Genomic DNA, 17,556 nt, shown 5'->3' with positions numbered 1-17,556 from the left:
GTTGAGTTCTCAAGGAACGGTCGCTTCCTTTGTACTCACCCTCTCGGGCTTTCCTCCGGGCGCTTCCCTTCGGTCTTGCGTTTCCGACTCTATCAGATCATTTTCCGATCCGATTCCCTGTCGGCGGGTTTTACCGAGAGGCCTTGGCTTTCGCTCGGCGGCCTTTCGACATTCACTACGTTAGCCGATTCGCCGTCCAACTCATAATCGAGTCCGTCAGCGCCGAATTCAGGCATGCGGGCACGCCGAATTCGCCCCTGCTGAGGGGAGTGACTAGGTAGTGGGTTGGCCGCTTCCGGCTGCTGGCGAAACGCCGTAACCGGTTCAGCGGCTCGGGCCACATTACGCACCTTGCGGGGACGCGTCAACTTCGGCGGCGCCTCGGGACATGTGCCCGGTAGGGGCTCACCGTCGGGTCGTTGGCGATCCAGAAGCGCCAGGGGTGTACGGCTCCGTCGCCGGCCACGCCGGTGCGGGGGCCGTTGAGTACCTGGTCGGAGGGCACGGGGGTGCCGGTCTGGATGCGGAGAGGGGTGTCCTCGGGCGTGCACGCGTCCGTACCGTCCAAGGAGCGGTCCACCCCCAGGGCCGTGGCCAGACGGGCCGGACCTTTGGCCAGTTCCTTGTCGTTGCGGGCCGAGAGTCGACGGGTGCGGGCCAGTTCGGCGCCCTCGATGATCTCCCCGGCGCGGAGGAGGACAGCGCTCGCCTTGTCCTCGGGACCGCACACGAGGTTCATGCAGAACCACATGCCGTAGGTGAAGTAGACGTAGACGTGCCCGGGCGGACCGAACATGACGCTGTTGCGGGCCGTGCGGCCGCGATAGGCGTGGGACCCGGGGTCGTTCTCACCGTCGTAGGCCTCTACCTCTGTGATGCGGAGGGCGATCGGACCGTCCGGGGTGGTGCGGACCAGGATGCGGCCGAGCAGGTCGGGGGCGACATCGAGGACGGGCCGGTCGAAGAACTCCCTGGGCAGGGGCGTACGGTCGGGGGTCGCGATCATGCCGTCCGAGGGTACTGGAGACGGGTGGCGCGGCGGGGTGGCAAGCAGGCACCGGCCTTGCCAGGGTGAGGGCATGGAACCGGCCACGGCCGGATCGCGTTTGTAGGGATCAGGGATCCACCCGTAGTGGGCGAGAGGGAGAGACATGGCGTTCAAGAAGCTGCTCGCGAGCCTGGGGGCCGGCGGGGCTTCGGTCGAGACGGTGCTGCACGAGGTCAACGTCGTGCCGGGCGGTGTCGTCCAGGGTGAGGTGCGGATCCAGGGCGGGTCCGTGAACCAGCAGATCGAGGGGCTCTCGGTCGGGCTGCAGGCCAAGGTCGAGGTGGAGAGCGGGGACCAGGAGTACAAGCAGGACATCGAGTTCACGAAGTCGCGGCTGGGCGGTGCGTTCGAGCTGCGGGCGAACGCGGTGCACGCGGTGCCGTTCGGGCTGGAGATCCCGTGGGAGACGCCGATCACGATGATCGACGGGCAGGCGCTGCGCGGCATGAACATCGGAGTGTCCACGGAGCTGGAGATCGCGCGGGCCGTGGACTCCAGTGACCTGGACCCGGTCAACGTGCACCCGCTGCCGGCGCAGAAGGCGATTCTGGACGCGTTCATCCAGCTGGGCTTCCGGTTCAAGAACGCGGACATGGAGCGCGGTGTGATCCGGGGTACCCGGCAGCGGCTGCCGTTCTACCAGGAGATCGAGTTCTACCCGCCGCAGCAGTACCGGGGGCTGAACCAGGTCGAGCTGAGCTTCGTGGCCGACGAGCAGGCCATGGACGTGGTGCTGGAGATGGACAAGAGGCCGGGTCTGTTCAGCGAGGGCAGCGACACCTTCCGGTCGTTCCAGGTGGGTCTGAACGACTACCAGGGGACCGACTGGACCGCTTACCTCAACCAGTGGCTGTCCGAGGTCGGCAGCAAGCGCAACTGGTTCTAGGCTCGGGGGCGACTGCACGAACCGATCAGGAGGTACCGAGGTGACCGAGCTCAAGCGGCGGCCGCTCCCCCACGACTTCCATCCGCCCGTACCGTCGTTCACGGTGACGAGTAAGGACGTCGAGGAGGGTGCGACGCTCCAGGACGCTCAGGTGCACGCGGCCGGCAACACCTCGCCGCATCTGCGGTGGGAGGGCTTCCCGCCCGAGACCAAGAGCTTCGCCGTGACCTGCTACGACCCCGACGCTCCGACGGGCAGCGGGTTCTGGCACTGGGTGCTGTTCGACATCCCGGCGTCGGTGACCGAGCTGCCGGCGGGTGCGGGCGGCGGCGCGTTCGCGGGGCTGCCCGAGGGAGCGGTCCACGCTCGTAACGACTACGGCAGCAAGGACTTCGGCGGAGCCGCGCCGCCGCCCGGGGACGGGCCGCACCGGTATGTGTTCACGGTGTACGCCGTGGACCAGGAGAAGCTCGGTCCGGACTCGGACGCCAGCCCGGCCGCCGTGGGCTTCAACCTGCGGTTCCACACCATCGGGCGGGCCCAGCTCATCGGTGAGTACGAGGTGCCTGCCGAAGGCTGAGTGACCCGCCGGGCCATCCCGGCGTTCATGCAACGTTTGCCCGCTCCTGGTCTTGGAATTGATCAGGAGCGGGCATTTTTGTTGCCGGGGGTCGCGGGGGTCACCCCCCGTGGGAGCAGCAGATATTGCGTTGTCCATCTCGGCGTGCCCGGCCAGAGTTATCCCAGCCCGCCAGGGGGTGGGCCGGTGCACACGGGAGGTGGGCTGGTATGCGGGACACGCTGGTACTCAACGCGAGCTTCGAGCCGCTGTCGACGGTGACGCTGAACCGAGCCGTCGTTCTGGTGCTTCAGGACAAGGCCGTCGTCGAGCAGGCCCACCCCGAGCTCCGGATGCGTGGAGCCGCGGTCGACATACCGGCGCCGCGTGTGATCAGGCTGTGCCAGTACGTGCGGGTGCCGTTCCGAAGACGAGCGCCGTGGTCGAGGCGGGGTGTGCTGGTCAGGGACCGGCACCGGTGCGCGTACTGCGGGCGGCGGGCGACGACCGTGGACCACGTGGTGCCGCGGTCGCAGGGTGGGCAGGACACGTGGCTGAATACGGTGGCCTCGTGTGCGGAGGACAATCACCGTAAGGCGAACCGGACTCCGGATGAGGCGGGCATGCCGCTGCTGCGGGAGCCGTTCGAGCCGACGCCTGCCGATGCGATGCTGTTGGCTCTGGCTCAGGAGGACTTCGCGGCGCTGCCTGATTGGCTGGTGCTGGATGCGGCGTGACCAGTCGCCGTGGGGCGTTGGTGGTCCGCCGACTGCGGGTTGAGTGTGGTGGTTCGCGCAGTTCCCCGCGCCCCTGGCAACTGGGGTGCGGGGAACTTGCGTTGTTGGTGCTGTCAGTCGATCGACGGCTTTTCGCGGCGTTCCTGGGGCGGTACGGCCGCGCCTGACGCGCCTGAGTTGCCGCCACCGCCGATGCCGCCGAAGTTGCCCATCGCGCCGGAGAGGCCCTTGAGGGCGTCGCCGATTTCGCTGGGGACGATCCAGAGCTTGTTGGCGTCGCCTTCGGCGATCTTGGGGAGCATCTGGAGGTACTGGTAGGAGAGGAGCTTCTGGTCCGGGTCTCCGGCGTGGATGGCCTCGAAGACGGTGCGGACGGCCTGGGCCTCGCCCTCGGCGCGGAGGGCGGCTGCCTTGGCCTCACCTTCGGCGCGCAGGATCTGGGACTGCTTCTCGCCTTCGGCGCGCAGGATCTCGGACTGCCGGACACCTTCGGCCTGGAGGATGGCGGCGCGCTTGTCACGGTCGGCGCGCATCTGCTTCTCCATCGAGTCCTGGATGGAGGTGGGCGGTTCGATCGCCTTGAGTTCGACGCGGTTGACGCGGATGCCCCACTTGCCGGTGGCCTCGTCGAGGACGCCGCGCAGGGCCGCGTTGATCTCCTCGCGGGACGTCAGGGTCCGCTCCAGGTCCATGCCGCCGATGATGTTGCGCAGCGTGGTGACGGTGAGCTGCTCGATCGCCTGGATGTAGCTGGCGACTTCGTAGGTGGCGGCCCGGGCGTCGGTCACCTGGTAGTAGATGACGGTGTCGATGTTGACGACCAGGTTGTCCTGGGTGATGACCGGCTGCGGCGGGAAGGGCACGACCTGTTCACGCAGGTCGATGCGGTTGCGGATGGTGTCGATGAACGGGACGACGATGTTGAGCCCCGCGTTGAGTGTCCGCGTGTAGCGGCCGAAGCGCTCGACGATGGCCGCGCTGGCCTGTGGGATGACTTGGATCGTCTTGATCAGGGCGATGAAGACCAACACCACCAGGATGATCAGGACGATGATGACCGGTTCCATCGTCGTTCCCCGTACCTCTCTCCGCCTCGGCGCCTTCGGCAGATCTTATGGTTGTCGAAGATCTTGCTGGACGAGTCTGACAGACCGTCGCGTACCTCGCGAGAGGTTCTCCTCAGTTGCGTCGTGCGAGGTCACATGACGATCGCGGTGGCTCCCTCGATGTCCACGACGTCCACTTCCTGGCCTACTTCGTAAGCACGGTCGGTGTCGAGGGCGCGGGCCGACCAGACCTCTCCGGCCAGCTTGATCCGGCCGCCGGAAGCGTCGACGCGTTCCAGGACGACGGCTTGTCTGCCCTTCAACGCGTCGACACCGGAGACGAGTTCGGGTCGCTGGGCGCGATGCCGGTTCGCGATGGGTCGTACGACGGCGATGCCCGCGGTCGAGACGACGGCGAAGACGACGACCTGGGCGACGGCTCCGCCGCCGAAGACGCCCGTGACCACTGCCGCGGCGATCGCGCCCACCGCGAGCATGCCGAGTTCGGGCATCGCGGTGATCACGAGCGCGATGCCGAGCGCTGTCGCGCCGATCAGCCACCACAGCCATGCGTCGATTTCCACGAGGTCATGGTAGGTCCGCGGGCCCTGTCGCCGACAGGGCGCCCGCGGTGTGAAATGCCGTTCTTGCTCTGGGATTTGTGGGGTGCCGGGGTCGGGTCAGGACAGCGGGAGGCCCTGGGCGGTCCAGCGCTCGCCCACCTGTTCGACGACGAGCGGGAGCCCGAAGCAGAGGGAGAGGTTGCGGGAGGTGAGTTCGAGCTCCAGCGGGCCGGCGGCGAGGACCTTGCCCTGGCGGATCATGAGGACGTGTGTGAAGCCCGGGGGGATCTCCTCGACGTGGTGGGTGACCATGAGCATCGAGGGGGCGATCGGGTCGCGGGCGAGGCGGCCGAGGCGGCGGACGAGGTCCTCACGGCCGCCGAGGTCGAGGCCGGCGGCGGGCTCGTCGAGGAGCAGCAGCTCGGGGTCGGTCATCAGGGCGCGGGCGATGAGGGTGCGCTTGCGCTCACCCTCGGAGAGCGTGCCGAACCTGCGCTCCAGGTAGTCGCTCATGCCGAGGCGGTCGAGGAAGGCGCGGGCGCGCTGCTCGTCGATCTCCTCGTAGTCCTCGTGCCAGGTGGCGGTCATGCCGTAGGCGGCGGTGAGCACCGTCTCCAGGACCGTCTGGCGCTTGGGGAGCTTCTCGGTCATGGCGATGCCGGCCATGCCGATGCGGGGGCGCAGCTCGAAGACGTCGGTGCCGGGCCTGCCGAGGGTCTCGCCGAGGATGGCGGCGGTGCCCGAGCTGGGGTAGAGGTAGGTGGAAGCGAGGTTGAGGAGGGTGGTCTTGCCGGCGCCGTTCGGGCCGAGGATGACCCAGCGCTCGCCCTCCTTGACCGACCAGGAGACCTGGTCCACCAGAGCCCGGCCCTCGCGGACCACGGATACGTCCTGAAGCTCCAGAACATCGCTCATGAGCGCGTTGTCTCCCCTTGCAGTGTGGCCGGTCTCGGCTGTCGCGTACGCCTGTGGCTCGGTCCGCCGCGCCTGTGGGCGCAGCCCTCCATGAAATCTACGCCACCGGTCGTACCGGGCGTTCCCTCGGTCCGGCTCTTGGAAGGACCCTAGGGTTGAGGGCATGCTCACGGAACCGCGCGCTGGACGTCTCGCAGCTTGGGGAAATGCCCTTTTGGCCGGACTTGTCTCACCGGATGACGCTGTACTCGCCATCGTCGGCGAGGACGCGGTGCACCGGGTGGAGGGGCTGCCAGGTGAGTCGGGCCAGGTTGGGCTGACGCTCGCGCTGGGGCGGCTGCGGCGGCTCGGGGTGTCCGGGCTGCGGGTCGCGCTGCCCGCGCCGGGGCATCCGCTGGGGCTGAGCGGGCCGCCGGAGTTCAACGCGCGGGCGCTGGAGGCCGAGGAGGCGGTGGTCTGCCACGGGGCCGCCTTGGGGCTGGTGCCGGACGTCTACGAGGCCGGACCTGAAGGGGTGCAGGTCGAGGTCGTGTGGCATGTGCTGCCCGTACGGGAGGCGCCGCCTGCGGATGTCCCGTCGCTGGGTGAGGCGGAGCGGGAGCTCGCGGAGGCCCTCCGGGAGGCGACCGAGGTGCTCACGCGGCTGGACGTGGCCGGGTCGGGGCCGGTGGCGGAGGCGGCGGTCGATGCGTATCGGGCTCGGGCCGAGCGGGGGCGGGAGGTGCTGGCTCCGGGGTATCCGTCGCGGGCGGTGCGGGTGCTGGAGTTGGCGCAGCGGGTGGGGACGCTCATCGCTGTGGCGACCGAGAGTGGGCACGGGGGTGCGGTGAGTTCGTCCGAGATGTCCGCTCGGCGGGAGGCGTTGCGGCCGGTGGAGCGGACGGCTCGTAGGGCGCAGGTCGCGGCGTACAACTCCGTTGTGGAGGAGCGTGAGCGGGGGGTCCGGTGACTGTTTGTTGTGCAGGTGCTGGGCGCTGGTGCTGAGGTCGGGGCGGCGCGCAGCCCGGCGGGGCGGGGTGCCTCCCCCAAGCTCTCGGCTTCGCTCGAGCAGGGGGGACCCCCATCGCCCGCCCGTGCCGCCCCAGCGGCACGACCGCCCGCAGCTCGGGCGGCGGGGTCCGCCTGCGCCCGCCCCCAAGCTCTCGACTTCGCTCGAGCAAGGTGGACCCCCATTGCCCCAGCGGCACGACCGCCCGCAGCTCAGCAGCCAGCCCGTGAACGGTTGACCGGCCTCCCGGGTGGGGCCGGGAGGCCGGTGGTCACCTTCGGCTTGGAGACGGAGGTGGGGTGTCAGTGGTTGACGGCGAGGTTGCCGAAGGCGGGGTTCAGGACGCCCACGACGTTCACGCTGTTGCCGGACACGTTGACCGGGACGTGCACCGGGGCCTGGACGACGTTGCCCGAGCCGACGCCCGGGGAGCCCACGGCCTTGCCGTCGGCGTGCGCGCTGGTGGCGGAGGCCACACCCGCGCCCGCGGCCAGCAGGCCACCGGTCACCATCGTCACGGCCGCGACCTTCTTCAGGTTCTTCACTTCTGAGCCCTCCTTGCGATTGCCGCGGCAGGCGCCGCAGCACGCACTGGAGAACGGCGGAGATCCACTGAGGATGCGCCATCTGGGGGACATTCCCACGACGGTATGAATCTCATCCTGGAATGGAACCTTCCGTGGGACGTGGGGTGAAGGTGTCAGCCCGTCACGCCATGGCGTACGGCCCACAGGGCTGCCTGCGTCCGGTCGGCCAGGTCGAGTTTCATCAGGATGTTCGAGACGTGGGTCTTGACGGTCTTCTCGGAGAGGACGAGGGCACGGGCGATCTCCCGGTTGGAGCGGCCGTCCGCTATCAGGCCGAGGACCTCGCGCTCCCGGTCGGTGAGTGAACCGGCCCGGCCGGGTCCCGAGTTGGCCCCCTCCTGGGACAGCAGCGCGCCGGCGACCTCCGGCTGGAGGAGGATGTGCCCGGCGTGGACCGAGCGGATGGCTCCGGCGAGGGCGTCGGGGTCGACGTCCTTGTAGACGTAACCCGCGGCGCCCGCGCGCAGGGCGGGTACCACCGTGCGCTGTTCCGTGAAGCTGGTGACGACCAGCACGCGTGCGGGGTTGTCCAGTTCGCGGAGCCGGCGCAGGGCGTCCACGCCGTCCATGCCCGGCATCTTGACGTCCATGAGGATGACGTCGGGCTTCAGCTCCTCCGCGCGGTCGACGCCTTCGGCGCCGTCCGCCGCCTCGCCGACGACCTCTATGTCGTCCTGCACTTCGAGGAACGTACGCAGGCCCCGGCGGACCACCTGGTGGTCGTCGACGAGCAGGACCTTGATCGCGTCAGCCACCGGGGACCTCCATCTCGATCGTGGTGCCCTTGCCGGGCGCCGATTCCACGGTCAGCGTGCCGCCGGCTCCGCTCGCCCGGTCTCGCATGGAGACCAGACCCAGATGGCGGCCCGCGCGGCGGACCGCACTCGGGTCGAAGCCGCTGCCGTCGTCCGTGACGCGCAGGACGGCTCCACTGCCGCGGCGGTCCAGGGTCACGTCGACGTGGTCGGCGCCGGAGTGGCGCAGGGCGTTGTGCAGGGCCTCCTGGGCCACCCGCAGGACGGCCTCCTCCTGGGAGGCCGGCAGGGCCTTCACACCACGGCCGGCGAAGGTCACGCGGGCGGTGTGGGCACGGTCGAGGACCTGGATCTGGGTGCGCAGGGTGGCGACCAGGCCGTCCTCGTCGAGGGCCGCCGGGCGCAACTCGACCACCGCCGCACGCAGTTCGTCGGCGGCCTCGGCGGCCAGGGCGGCCACCTGCTGGAGTTCGCCCTTGGCGCGGGACGGGTCGCGGTCGACCAGGCGGGTCGCGGCCTGGGCGGTCAGGCGGAGGGAGAAGAGCTTCTGGCTGACCGCGTCGTGCAGTTCGTGGGCCAGGCGGGAGCGCTCCTCGGCGATGGTGAGTTCGCGGCTGCGTTCGTAGAGGCGGGCGTTGGTGAGGGCGATCGCCGCGTGCTGGGCGAGGATGCCGAGCAGTTCCTCGTCGTCCTGGGTGAAGCCGCAACCACCGTCCGGCTTCGGACAGTTCTTGTTGGCCAGGAACAGCGCGCCGATGACCTCGTCGCCGTCGCGGATCGGCAGGCCCAGGAAGTCGACCAGGTCGGGGTGGGCCTTCGGCCAGCCCTCGAAGCGGGGGTCCTTGCGGACGTCGGCGAGGCGCTCGGCCCTGGCCTCGTGCAGCATCGCGGCGAGAATGCCGTGCTGGCGCGGGAGGGGGCCGATGGCCTTCCACTGTTCTTCGCTGACGCCGTCGACCACGAACTGGGCGAAGCCGCCGTGGTCGTCCGGCACGCCGAGCGCGGCGTACTGCGCGTCGAGCAGCTCACGGGCCGAGGCGACGATCGTCTTGAGGACGTCGCGCACCTCGAGATGCCTGCTCATGGCCAGCAACGCGGAACTCACCGCGGCGAGGCCGGACCGGGGACCGTGGCTCATGTCCTCACGGTACCGGCGGGCCGTGACAGCGCGGATCGGACCAGTGGTCGCGGGCGCCCGGTCCGGTGGGCCTAGGTCGCGGGGCCGAGGCGGGCGGGTGGTGGGGCGTGGGTCCGGGGGTGGCGGGCCCGTGGCGTAGGGCGAAGGGACATCGGTGGTCCGCGGCTGTCTCGGCGGCGGGGCGGCTGGGGCGGCGTCGACCTGCTGGTGCACCACGCGAGCGCGCTGGGCGCCGAGCCGCTGGGCTGCTGGCGAAGCTGTCCCTGGAGGGGCTGCGCCGGGCGCTGGAGGTGAACCTGGTGGCGGGACCGGGGCTGGTCCAGGAGGCATGCCGCTGCTGCGGGCCTCGCGGGTGGGCAGTGTCGCCGCGGTCGGCTCGGGCGCGGCGGCGGAGGCGTACGCGACGTGGGGCGGGTACGGGGTGTCCAAGGCGGCGCCGGACCATCTGGTGGCGGTGCTCGCCGTGGAAGGAGCCGGAGCTGCGGGTCTGTTTCCTGCGGCTGCTGGACGAGCGGCCGGCGAGTGGGCGGTACGGGGCTCCGGCCATGGTGGACGAGGCCCGATGACGCCGGCCGTGCGGGTTCCCTGCTGACCTGCCTGCACGAGCCGGAGGCCGCGCCGCAAGGCCGCTGCCTGTGGCACGAGTTCGGCGACATGCACCTCGTACTGCCGCGAAAAGCCCTCACACAGAGCATCGCTTGTGCAACCTGCGGTGAGACCGGCCCGGGCCCCATGTGACCCCGCCCATAGGACACACGTCACGTACGAAAGGACGTAGGAGACAAGTCGGGCCTTTTGAGCGGCGCAGATGGTCCAGTCTGGCCCGATTTGCCCCTCCCTGATCCACTATCTCCTTTCGTACGTCACACCTTTGCCACGCATTTTTGCGGCCGCTAAGAATGGCTGCCGTCGCTCAGCGCCGTGGGTTCACCTCCGCGGCGTTCGTGTCGGAAACACACCGAGTCCAACGCCGGACGCCGAGCGACTCCCGCGCTATTCGAAGAGGTCCAGAACCACCATGCCCAAGAACATCTTCAGCCGTGGCCACAGTCGCACCCTGACCCGTCACCACAAGATCGCCATGGCGGGTGTCGCCACCCTCGGCGCCGCCGCCATCGGGTTCTCCGCGGTGCCGAGCGGTGCGTCGACGAAGACCACGACCGAGGCCGCTCAGCCGGCTGCGGTGGCGTTCAGCACGGAGCAGATCAAGGACGTCAAGGCGAGTGTCACCGACCAGATGGCCGGTGCCAGCCTGAAGGCGGAGCAGATCGAGGCGAAGAAGAAGGCCGACGCCGCTGCCGCCGCCAAGAAGAAGGCCGCCGCCGAGGCCGCGAAGAAGAAGGCCGAGGCCGAGCGCAAGGCCAAGGAGGCCGCGAGCCGCGCCGCCGAGCGCGCCGAGGCCAAGAAGGCCGCCAAGAAGAAGGCCGCCAAGAAGACCTACCCGAACAACCTCGACGGCTGGATCCGCGAGTCGCTCGACGTCATGAAGAAGCACGGGATCCCCGGCTCCTACGAGGGCATCAAGCGCAACATCATCCGGGAGTCCTCGGGTAACCCGAAGGCGATCAACAACTGGGACATCAACGCCATCAACGGCATCCCGTCGAAGGGTCTGCTGCAGGTCATCCCGCCGACCTTCAAGACCTGGCACGTCCCCGGCACCTCCTGGGACATCTACGACCCGGTCGCCAACATCACCGCCGCCTGCAACTACGCGGCCGACAAGTACGGCTCGATGGACAACGTCAACAGCGCGTACTGAGGACGGCGCGGGCCTCTCTGCTTCGCTGAACGGAACGCCTAAGGGCGGCACCCACCTGACGGGGTGCCGCCCTTCGGGCGTGGCGGAGCGGTGACTACTTGCGCATGACCTCCGGCTCGTGGCGACGCAGGAAGCGGGCCACGAAGAAGCCGCAGATCACACCCAGGGCGAGCAGCGCGCCCATGTCCATGACCCAGGCGCCTACCGTGTGCTCCCACAGCGGGTCGTTGTCGCCGGCCGTCTCGGGCGGGCTGATCTTGTTGAAGTCCAGCGTGGCACCGGAGGCGGCGACCGCCCAGCGCGACGGCATCAGGAACGAGAACTGGTTGGCGCCGATCGAGCCGTGCAGCGTGAACAGGCAACCGGTGAAGACGACCTGGATGATCGCGAACATCACCAGCAGCGGCATGGTCTTCTCGGCGGTCCTGACCAGCGCCGAGATGATCAAACCGAACATCATCGACGTGAAGCCCAGCGCCATGATCGGCACGGACAGTTCAAGCAGCGTGGCGCTGCCGAAGACGAGCCCCTCCTCGGGGATCTCCCGGCTGGAGAAGCCGATGACGCCGACCAGCAGGCCCTGCAGCACGGTGATCATGCCGAGCACGAACACCTTCGACATCAGGTACGCCGAGCGGGACAGGCCGGTCGCGCGCTCCCGCTCGTAGATGACCCGTTCCTTGATCAGCTCACGGACCGAGTTCGCCGCGCCCGCGAAGCAGGCGCCGACCGCGAGGATCAGCAGGACCGTGGTGGCCGTGCCGTTCGGGATGATCCGGCCGGTCCGGGGGTTGGCCGGGTTGGGCAGCAGGCCCCGGTCCGCGTCGATGAGCAGGCTCACGGCTCCCAGCACCGCCGGCAGGATCACCATCAGGGCGAGGAAGCCCTTGTCGGACGCGATCACCGAGACGTAGCGCCGGACCAGTGTGACGAACTGGGACATCCAGCCCTGCGGCTTCGGCGGCTTCATCGCCGGCATCGACGCGGCCTGTACGGACTGCGGTGCGACGGCGTCGATGTCCGCGGCGTACATCTGGTAGTGCTGTGAGCCCTTCCAGCGGCCCGCCCAGTCGTAGTCGCGGTAGTTCTCGAAGGCGGAGAAGACATCCGCCCAGCTGTCGTAGCCGAAGAAGTTCAGCGCCTCCTCCGGCGGGCCGAAGTAGGCCACCGAGCCGCCGGGCGCCATCACCAGCAGCTTGTCGCACAGGGCCAGCTCGGCCACGGAGTGGGTGACGACGAGGACCGTACGGCCGTCGTCGGCGAGGCCGCGCAGCAGTTGCATGACGTCGCGGTCCATGCCCGGGTCGAGGCCCGACGTGGGCTCGTCCAGGAAGATCAGCGACGGCTTGGTGAGCAGCTCCAGTGCCACCGAGACGCGTTTGCGCTGGCCGCCCGAGAGGGACGTGACCTTCTTGTCCTTGTGGATGTCGAGCTTGAGCTCGCGCAGCACCTCGTCGATCCGGGCCTCGCGCTCGGTCACCGTGGTGTCGGCGGGGAAGCGCAGCTTGGCCGCGTACTTGAGGGCCTTCTTGACGGTCAGCTCCTTGTGCAGGATGTCGTCCTGCGGGACCAGGCCGATGCGCTGGCGCAGTTCGGCGAACTGCTTGTAGAGGTTCCGGTTGTCGTAGAGGACCTCGCCCTGGTCGGCCGGGCGGTAGCCGGTGAGTGCCTTGAGCAGGGTCGACTTGCCGGAGCCGGACGGGCCGATGACCGCGATCAGCGACTTCTCGGGGACGCCGAACGAGACGTCCTTGAGGATCTGCTTGCCGCCGCCGACCGTGACGGTCAGGTGGCGGGCGGAGAAGGACACCTCACCGGTGTCGACGAACTCCTCGAGCCGGTCGCCGACGATGCGGAACGTCGAGTGGCCGACGCCGACGACGTCGGTCGGGCCGAGCAGTTGCGCGCCGCCCTTGGGGATCGGCTGGCCGTTGACGTACGTGCCGTTGTGCGAGCCGAGGTCGCGGATCTCCATGCGGCCGTCGGGCGTGGCGTGGAACTCCGCGTGGTTCCGGGAGACCTGGAGGTCGGAGACGACCAGGTCGTTCTCGAGGGCACGGCCGATGCGCATCACGCGGCCGAGGGAGAACTGGTAGAAGGTCGTCGGGCTGCGGTCGCCGTGGGCCGGCGGCGCCCCCGCGGCATCGCTGGGGCCCTGCTGCTGCGGGATGCGGGCCGCTTGCTGCTGGGGCTGCTGTTGCTGCCAGCCGGCCTGGGCCTGCTGGTGCGGGGCCTGCTGGGCGGGGGCATGCTGGGCCCAGCCTTCGTTCGCGCCCTGCGCGGCGTACGGCTGCTGGGGGTGGGCCTGCGGTGTGGCGACGGAGGCCGCGGCGCCGGAGAGGTTCAGGCGCGGTCCGTCGGTGGCGTTGCCCAGGTTCACCACCGAGCCGGGGCCGAGCACCATGTGCTGGATCCGCTGCCCCTGCGCGAACGTGCCGTTGGTGCTGCCGTTGTCCTCGATGACCCAACTGCTGCCGTTGAAACTGACCGTGGCGTGACGCCAGGAGACCCTTGCGTCTTCGAAGACTACGTCCCCCTGCGGATCACGTCCGAGGGAGTATGCCCTGGACGGATCAAGCGCCCAGGTACGTCCGTTTGATTCCAGTACGAGTTCCGGCACTCCATGCCCCACTGAGTTGTCCCCCGAATTGCCCCCGACATGGGGAGTCTAGGGATGTCGAACATCGGGTGGAACTATTTCAGGAGCGGACCCGTGACCGAAAGTCGGGCCTTGTGACAGGCGCGTGCGGACGCATCAGCCGATCCCGTTGACGGGGTTGAAAACGGGCCGGAGAGTGGTATTTCGACGCGAGGGGGACCTGCGCGGTGTTCCCGCCGCGTAGCGGATCGGGGGGTCTGCCATGGGCGCTGCCACAGATGCCGGGTCGGTGAGGGGAGCCGCGCGCTTGCCGTGGGGGGACGTGCTGATGTCCGCCGTCGCCGCCGTGAGCTGGGCGTTGGTCGGGATGGCGGGTACGGCGGCGCTGGGACTGCGGCTTCTGGAGGCGGACGCGGCCGGCTCGTTGGGGCCGATGACCGCGGCTGTGGTGGCCCTGGGGGCTGGTGGTTCGGTCACACCGACCGGTGACGTGTCGGCGTTCGGCCTGTCGGCCGCGGAGGCGGACACGGCCATCGAGATCACGCCACTGGGGGTGAGCCTGGCCGGAGCGCTGCTGCTGTCGTACTTCTTCCTGCGGTCCCTGCGTGCGGCGGGAGTTGTGATCTCACCGGCCGAACTCCTCGCTCGTGCGGGCGCGGTGGTGGCGCTGTTCGTGGCGATGCTGGGCGGCCTCGCGTGGGCGGGGCACGACGTCGTCACGATCGACGGCGCCTCGCTGGGGCTGGACGACCTGACAGGCGGCGGCGGTGTGGAGGTCCCCGGGCTAGGGGACGTCGGCGGGCTGCTGCCGGACCGGCTCGGCGACCTGGCCGACGCGCGGGCGGCGGTCGGTTTCACGGTCGACACGGCGCCCACGCTGCTCGGCGGACTCGGGTGGTCGGCCGGGGTCCTCCTCATCGCCCTGCTGGCCTCGCGCCGCACTCCGCTGCCGCGGGGCTGGGAAGCCGTGCACCGGGTCGTACGGCCGGCCGTGTCCGCGGTGGTGACCGTGCTGCTGGTGGCGGTGGCGGCCGGGCTCGCGGCGGCGGTGTACGCCGCGAACGGCGACGACCATCCCCGGCGCATCGCCGGCGCCGCACTGCTCGGGGCGCCGAACGGGGTGTGGCTGGGCGTGCCGATCGGCCTGCTCGTGCCGTGGGACGGCCGGGCCACGGGTGAACTGACCCGTTTCCTGCCGGACCCACTGGACGACCTGCTCGCCGTCCGCTCCGACCAGCCGGTGACGCTGGGGCGGCTGGCCGAGCTGGACGGGCGGGTGTGGCTGCTCGGGGCGGCCGCGGCGCTGATGATGCTGCTCGCGGGGGTGCTGGTAGGGGTACGGACGCCGGTGGGAGGTCTGGCGGGGGCAGCCGGGTACGGGCGGGAGCGGGGCTCGGGAGGCGTACGGTCCGCAGGGGCTGGGGGCGTGGCGGGCTCGGGCCGCTTGCGGCCGGAAGAAGCGGGGAGCGTGCTGAGCTCCGGTGGCGTACGGCCGCAAGGAAACGGGGGCCTACCGGGCTCGGGGGCCCTTGGTTTCGCGGGCCGGTGCGCGCTGCGGCTGGGCGTCGCGACGGCGGCCGCCCTGCCGGTGCTGGTCTGGCTGACGGACGTGTCCGTTTCCGCCTCCCTGTCCGTGCTCGGCTTCGACGCGTTCGGCGCGGGCCTCGAGCTGCACGGCCGCCGCGGCACGGCGCTGCTGCTGGGCGCGCTGTGGGGCGCCGGGGCCGGGGCTGTGGGGGCGTTGCTCGCGTGGGCCAGCGGGGCGGCGGGGCGGTCCGCGGCGGCGTTGGCCCGGGTGGGCTGGGCTGCCGATGCGGGTGGGGCGGGGAGCCGGGCGCACGCCGGGTGGACCGGCGAGGAGAGGGGCGCCGGGCAGGCGGTTCCGGGGGCCGCCGGCACGGGTCAGCCCGGTCATGAGGCCGACGCCGGGCGGTGGGCAACCTGGACCGAGTTGGACGCCGCGCGGGCGCCACACAGGGAGAAGGCCGGGCCGTACGCATCGAGTGCGCCCCACGGAGACGAAACCGCGCCGCACGCATCGAACGCACCGCATGGAGCGGAAGCCGGGCCACACACGCCGGGCACACCGCACGCCGAGCGGGAAGCCGGACCATACGCACCGGGTACGCCGTACCGGCCGCCGAACCCGGACACCAATCCGTATCTCCGGTTGCCGGAGGAGTCGCGGGGACCGGAGGACGCGCGGCCCGCTGAGGAACAGCGGTCGGAAGAGGCCGGACGGCGGCTCGGCGAGGCGCCCTGGCCCCGCCGGACGCCGCGGTCGAGCCGATCCCCTCGTCCCGGCCATGGTCCGCCGCCCGGGCGGCCCCCACAGGCAGGTGAAGCCGGCCCGCCGGACGAGACACGGCCGGGTGGCGAGCCCGGCGGCCCGGCGGACGGTGACGTGTACGGCGCGCCGACCGTGGCCCGGCCGGTCGCGCCGCCGCCCCGGGGTCCCCGGCAGCCGCCCGGGCCGAGGGGCGGCAACCGTCCGGCCAGGCCGGATGACGGGCCGCCGCCCCCTCCTCCTCCCCCGCCACCGCGGAAACCGCGTGGCGGACGGTAACCCGGGGTGCCGCGACCACGGGACAGGACGCAAGGTTCACGCCATCGACGCGACACCCACTGTTCGCTGTCCGCAGGGCGGACCTCAGGGGCGGCCCGACCTGCCTGCCGGATACGGTGGAACCACCATGAGCGCTTCGCAGACCTCGTCCTCCGACGTTCCCACCCTCCTTGTCAAGATCTTCGGCAAGGACAGGCCGGGCATCACGGCCGGCCTGTTCGACACCCTCGCCGCCTACTCCGTCGACGTCGTCGACATCGAGCAGGTCGTCACCCGTGGCCGAATGGTGCTGTGCGCGCTCGTGACCGAGCCGCCCCCCGGACTCGAGGGAGATCTTCGGGCGACCGTCCACAGCTGGGCCGAGTCGATGAAGATGCAGGCGGAGATCATCTCCGGTCTCGGCGACAACCGGCCGCGCGGGCTGGGCCGCTCCTTGGTCACCGTGCTGGGGCATCCGCTCACCGCGGAGGCGACGGCTGCCATCGCCGCGCGGATCACCAGGACCGGCGGCAACATCGACCGTATCTTCCGGCTCGCCAAGTACCCCGTGACCGCGGTCGAGTTCGCCGTGTCCGGCGTGGAGACCGAGCCGCTGCGCACCGCCCTGGCGACCGACGCGGCGAAGCTCGGCATCGACGTGGCGGTCGTCGCCGCCGGTCTGCACCGGCGCGCCCAGCGCCTGATCGTCATGGACGTCGACTCCACGCTCATCCAGGACGAGGTCATCGAACTGTTCGCCGCGCACGCCGGGTGCGAGGACAAGGTCGCCGAGGTGACCGCGGCGGCCATGCGGGGCGAGCTGGACTTCGAGCAGTCCCTGCACGCGCGGGTGGCGCTCCTGGAAGGGCTGGACGCCTCGGTCGTGGACAAGGTGCGCAGCGAGGTGCGGCTGACGCCGGGCGCCCGCACCCTGATTCGTACGCTGAAGCGGCTCGGCTACCAAGTCGGCGTCGTCTCGGGCGGGTTCACCCAGGTCACGGACGATCTGAAGGAGCGGCTCGGGCTGGACTTCGCCCAAGCCAACACGCTGGAGATCGTCGACGGCAGGCTGACGGGCAAGGTCACCGGGGAGATCGTCGACCGCGCGGGCAAGGCCCGGCTGCTGCGCCGGTTCGCCGCCGAGGCGGGCGTGCCGCTGTCGCAGACCGTGGCGATCGGTGACGGTGCCAATGACCTGGACATGTTGAACGCGGCCGGTCTCGGTGTGGCCTTCAACGCGAAGCCGGTGGTGCGCGAGGCCGCGCACACCGCGGTGAACTTCCCCTTCCTGGACACGGTGCTGTACCTGCTGGGCGTCACCCGTGAAGAGGTCGAGGCGGCGGACACCCTCGACGCGATGTGAACCAGTTCGAAGCGGTGAGGAGGGCCCGGTGCCGGTGCGGTGCCGGGCCCTTGGTCACTGCCGCC

At 70.4% G+C, this 17,556-nt stretch carries 15 protein-coding genes and 1 pseudogene; 8 read left to right on the top strand and 8 right to left on the bottom strand.

Annotation, left to right across the window (positions count from 1 at the left end):
* Positions 1-364 precede the first annotated feature (364 nt).
* Complete coding sequence (locus IE97_RS0133285; RefSeq protein WP_030248923.1) at positions 365-1,006, bottom strand: DNA-3-methyladenine glycosylase; 642 nt, start codon at positions 1,004-1,006, stop codon at positions 365-367.
* Between the two features lie 145 nt (positions 1,007-1,151).
* Here IE97_RS0133285 and IE97_RS0133280 point away from each other — a divergent pair, with 145 nt between their 5' ends.
* From IE97_RS0133280 to IE97_RS0133270, 3 genes are all read left to right on the top strand, one after another.
* On the top strand, positions 1,152-1,934 hold the full coding sequence (locus IE97_RS0133280; protein ID WP_030248918.1) for a sporulation protein: 783 nt from the start codon (positions 1,152-1,154) through the stop codon (positions 1,932-1,934).
* A gap of 40 nt (positions 1,935-1,974) precedes the next feature.
* The gene (locus IE97_RS0133275) at positions 1,975-2,514 is read left to right on the top strand and encodes a YbhB/YbcL family Raf kinase inhibitor-like protein (protein ID WP_030248915.1); all 540 of its coding nucleotides are present in this window, start codon (positions 1,975-1,977) and stop codon (positions 2,512-2,514) included.
* A gap of 209 nt (positions 2,515-2,723) precedes the next feature.
* On the top strand, positions 2,724-3,230 hold the full coding sequence (locus IE97_RS0133270; protein ID WP_030248910.1) for an HNH endonuclease: 507 nt from the start codon (positions 2,724-2,726) through the stop codon (positions 3,228-3,230).
* Positions 3,231-3,343: 113 nt separating this feature from the next.
* On the opposite strand, the gene IE97_RS0133265 is transcribed toward IE97_RS0133270, so the two are convergent.
* From IE97_RS0133265 to IE97_RS0133255, 3 genes are all read right to left on the bottom strand, one after another.
* On the bottom strand, positions 3,344-4,297 hold the full coding sequence (locus IE97_RS0133265; protein ID WP_030248907.1) for an SPFH domain-containing protein: 954 nt from the start codon (positions 4,295-4,297) through the stop codon (positions 3,344-3,346).
* 131 nt (positions 4,298-4,428) lie between these two features.
* Entirely contained in the window at positions 4,429-4,860 is a 432-nt protein-coding gene (locus IE97_RS0133260; RefSeq protein ID WP_030248904.1) for an NfeD family protein, read from the bottom strand.
* Between the two features lie 96 nt (positions 4,861-4,956).
* Positions 4,957-5,754: an ABC transporter ATP-binding protein gene (locus IE97_RS0133255; protein WP_030248899.1), complete on the bottom strand. Its 798-nt coding sequence runs from the start codon at positions 5,752-5,754 to the stop codon at positions 4,957-4,959.
* 163 nt (positions 5,755-5,917) lie between these two features.
* Between IE97_RS0133255 and IE97_RS0133250 the strand changes: the two genes are divergently transcribed.
* Complete coding sequence (locus IE97_RS0133250) at positions 5,918-6,703, top strand: hypothetical protein (RefSeq protein ID WP_051705214.1); 786 nt, start codon at positions 5,918-5,920, stop codon at positions 6,701-6,703.
* Between the two features lie 341 nt (positions 6,704-7,044).
* Here IE97_RS0133250 and IE97_RS0133245 read toward each other — a convergent pair whose 3' ends face one another.
* The 3 genes from IE97_RS0133245 to IE97_RS0133235 all read right to left on the bottom strand — a co-directional run bounded on the left by IE97_RS0133245 (position 7,045) and on the right by IE97_RS0133235 (position 9,222).
* The gene (locus IE97_RS0133245) at positions 7,045-7,287 is read right to left on the bottom strand and encodes a chaplin (RefSeq protein ID WP_030248892.1); all 243 of its coding nucleotides are present in this window, start codon (positions 7,285-7,287) and stop codon (positions 7,045-7,047) included.
* 155 nt (positions 7,288-7,442) lie between these two features.
* Positions 7,443-8,084, bottom strand: a complete 642-nt coding sequence (locus tag IE97_RS0133240; protein WP_030248887.1) for a response regulator — start codon at positions 8,082-8,084, stop codon at positions 7,443-7,445.
* Positions 8,077-9,222, bottom strand: coding sequence for a GAF domain-containing sensor histidine kinase (locus IE97_RS0133235; RefSeq protein ID WP_030248882.1), 1,146 nt, complete (start codon positions 9,220-9,222; stop codon positions 8,077-8,079). The genes IE97_RS0133240 and IE97_RS0133235 overlap by 8 nt, the downstream gene beginning before the upstream one ends.
* Positions 9,223-9,389: 167 nt before the next feature.
* Here IE97_RS0133235 and IE97_RS40985 point away from each other — a divergent pair.
* Together IE97_RS40985 and IE97_RS0133230 are read left to right on the top strand one after the other, a co-directional pair.
* Positions 9,390-9,788, top strand: a pseudogene (locus IE97_RS40985) (SDR family NAD(P)-dependent oxidoreductase); the annotation flags it as partial.
* 452 nt (positions 9,789-10,240) lie between these two features.
* Positions 10,241-10,984, top strand: a complete 744-nt coding sequence (locus IE97_RS0133230) for a transglycosylase SLT domain-containing protein (RefSeq protein WP_030248878.1) — start codon at positions 10,241-10,243, stop codon at positions 10,982-10,984.
* 94 nt (positions 10,985-11,078) lie between these two features.
* On the opposite strand, the gene IE97_RS0133225 is transcribed toward IE97_RS0133230, so the two are convergent.
* Positions 11,079-13,604, bottom strand: a complete 2,526-nt coding sequence (locus tag IE97_RS0133225; RefSeq protein ID WP_030248875.1) for an FHA domain-containing protein — start codon at positions 13,602-13,604, stop codon at positions 11,079-11,081.
* Between the two features lie 241 nt (positions 13,605-13,845).
* Here IE97_RS0133225 and IE97_RS38860 point away from each other — a divergent pair, with 241 nt between their 5' ends.
* Positions 13,846-16,149: a streptophobe family protein gene (locus IE97_RS38860; protein WP_037845167.1), complete on the top strand. Its 2,304-nt coding sequence runs from the start codon at positions 13,846-13,848 to the stop codon at positions 16,147-16,149.
* 127 nt (positions 16,150-16,276) lie between these two features.
* Positions 16,277-17,491 carry a phosphoserine phosphatase SerB gene (gene serB, locus IE97_RS0133215; RefSeq protein ID WP_030248867.1) on the top strand — a complete coding sequence of 405 codons (1,215 nt, stop codon included), beginning with the start codon at positions 16,277-16,279 and terminating at the stop codon, positions 17,489-17,491.
* The last annotated feature ends 65 nt before the right edge of the window (positions 17,492-17,556 follow it).

The organism is Streptomyces sp. NRRL S-455, from assembly GCF_000717875.1.
In the GTDB taxonomy this organism is placed as follows: domain Bacteria; phylum Actinomycetota; class Actinomycetes; order Streptomycetales; family Streptomycetaceae; genus Streptomyces.
Note: the sequence above shows the minus strand (reverse complement) of the source record. Positions and strands in the feature narration are given on the sequence as shown.

Excerpts from the sequence above, each read along its gene's own strand:
- IE97_RS0133285 (WP_030248923.1), bottom strand. The coding sequence starts at position 1,006 with ATGATCGCGACCCCCGACCGTACGCCCCTGCCCAGGGAGTTCTTCGAC.
- IE97_RS0133280 (WP_030248918.1), top strand. The coding sequence starts at position 1,152 with ATGGCGTTCAAGAAGCTGCTCGCGAGCCTGGGGGCCGGCGGGGCTTCG.
- IE97_RS0133270 (WP_030248910.1), top strand. The coding sequence starts at position 2,724 with ATGCGGGACACGCTGGTACTCAACGCGAGCTTCGAGCCGCTGTCGACG.
- IE97_RS0133265 (WP_030248907.1), bottom strand. The coding sequence starts at position 4,297 with ATGGAACCGGTCATCATCGTCCTGATCATCCTGGTGGTGTTGGTCTTC.
- IE97_RS0133255 (WP_030248899.1), bottom strand. The coding sequence starts at position 5,754 with ATGAGCGATGTTCTGGAGCTTCAGGACGTATCCGTGGTCCGCGAGGGC.
- IE97_RS0133250 (WP_051705214.1), top strand. The coding sequence starts at position 5,918 with ATGCTCACGGAACCGCGCGCTGGACGTCTCGCAGCTTGGGGAAATGCC.
- IE97_RS0133235 (WP_030248882.1), bottom strand. The coding sequence starts at position 9,222 with ATGAGCCACGGTCCCCGGTCCGGCCTCGCCGCGGTGAGTTCCGCGTTG.
- IE97_RS0133230 (WP_030248878.1), top strand. The coding sequence starts at position 10,241 with ATGCCCAAGAACATCTTCAGCCGTGGCCACAGTCGCACCCTGACCCGT.
- IE97_RS38860 (WP_037845167.1), top strand. The coding sequence starts at position 13,846 with ATGGGCGCTGCCACAGATGCCGGGTCGGTGAGGGGAGCCGCGCGCTTG.
- serB (WP_030248867.1), top strand. The coding sequence starts at position 16,277 with ATGAGCGCTTCGCAGACCTCGTCCTCCGACGTTCCCACCCTCCTTGTC.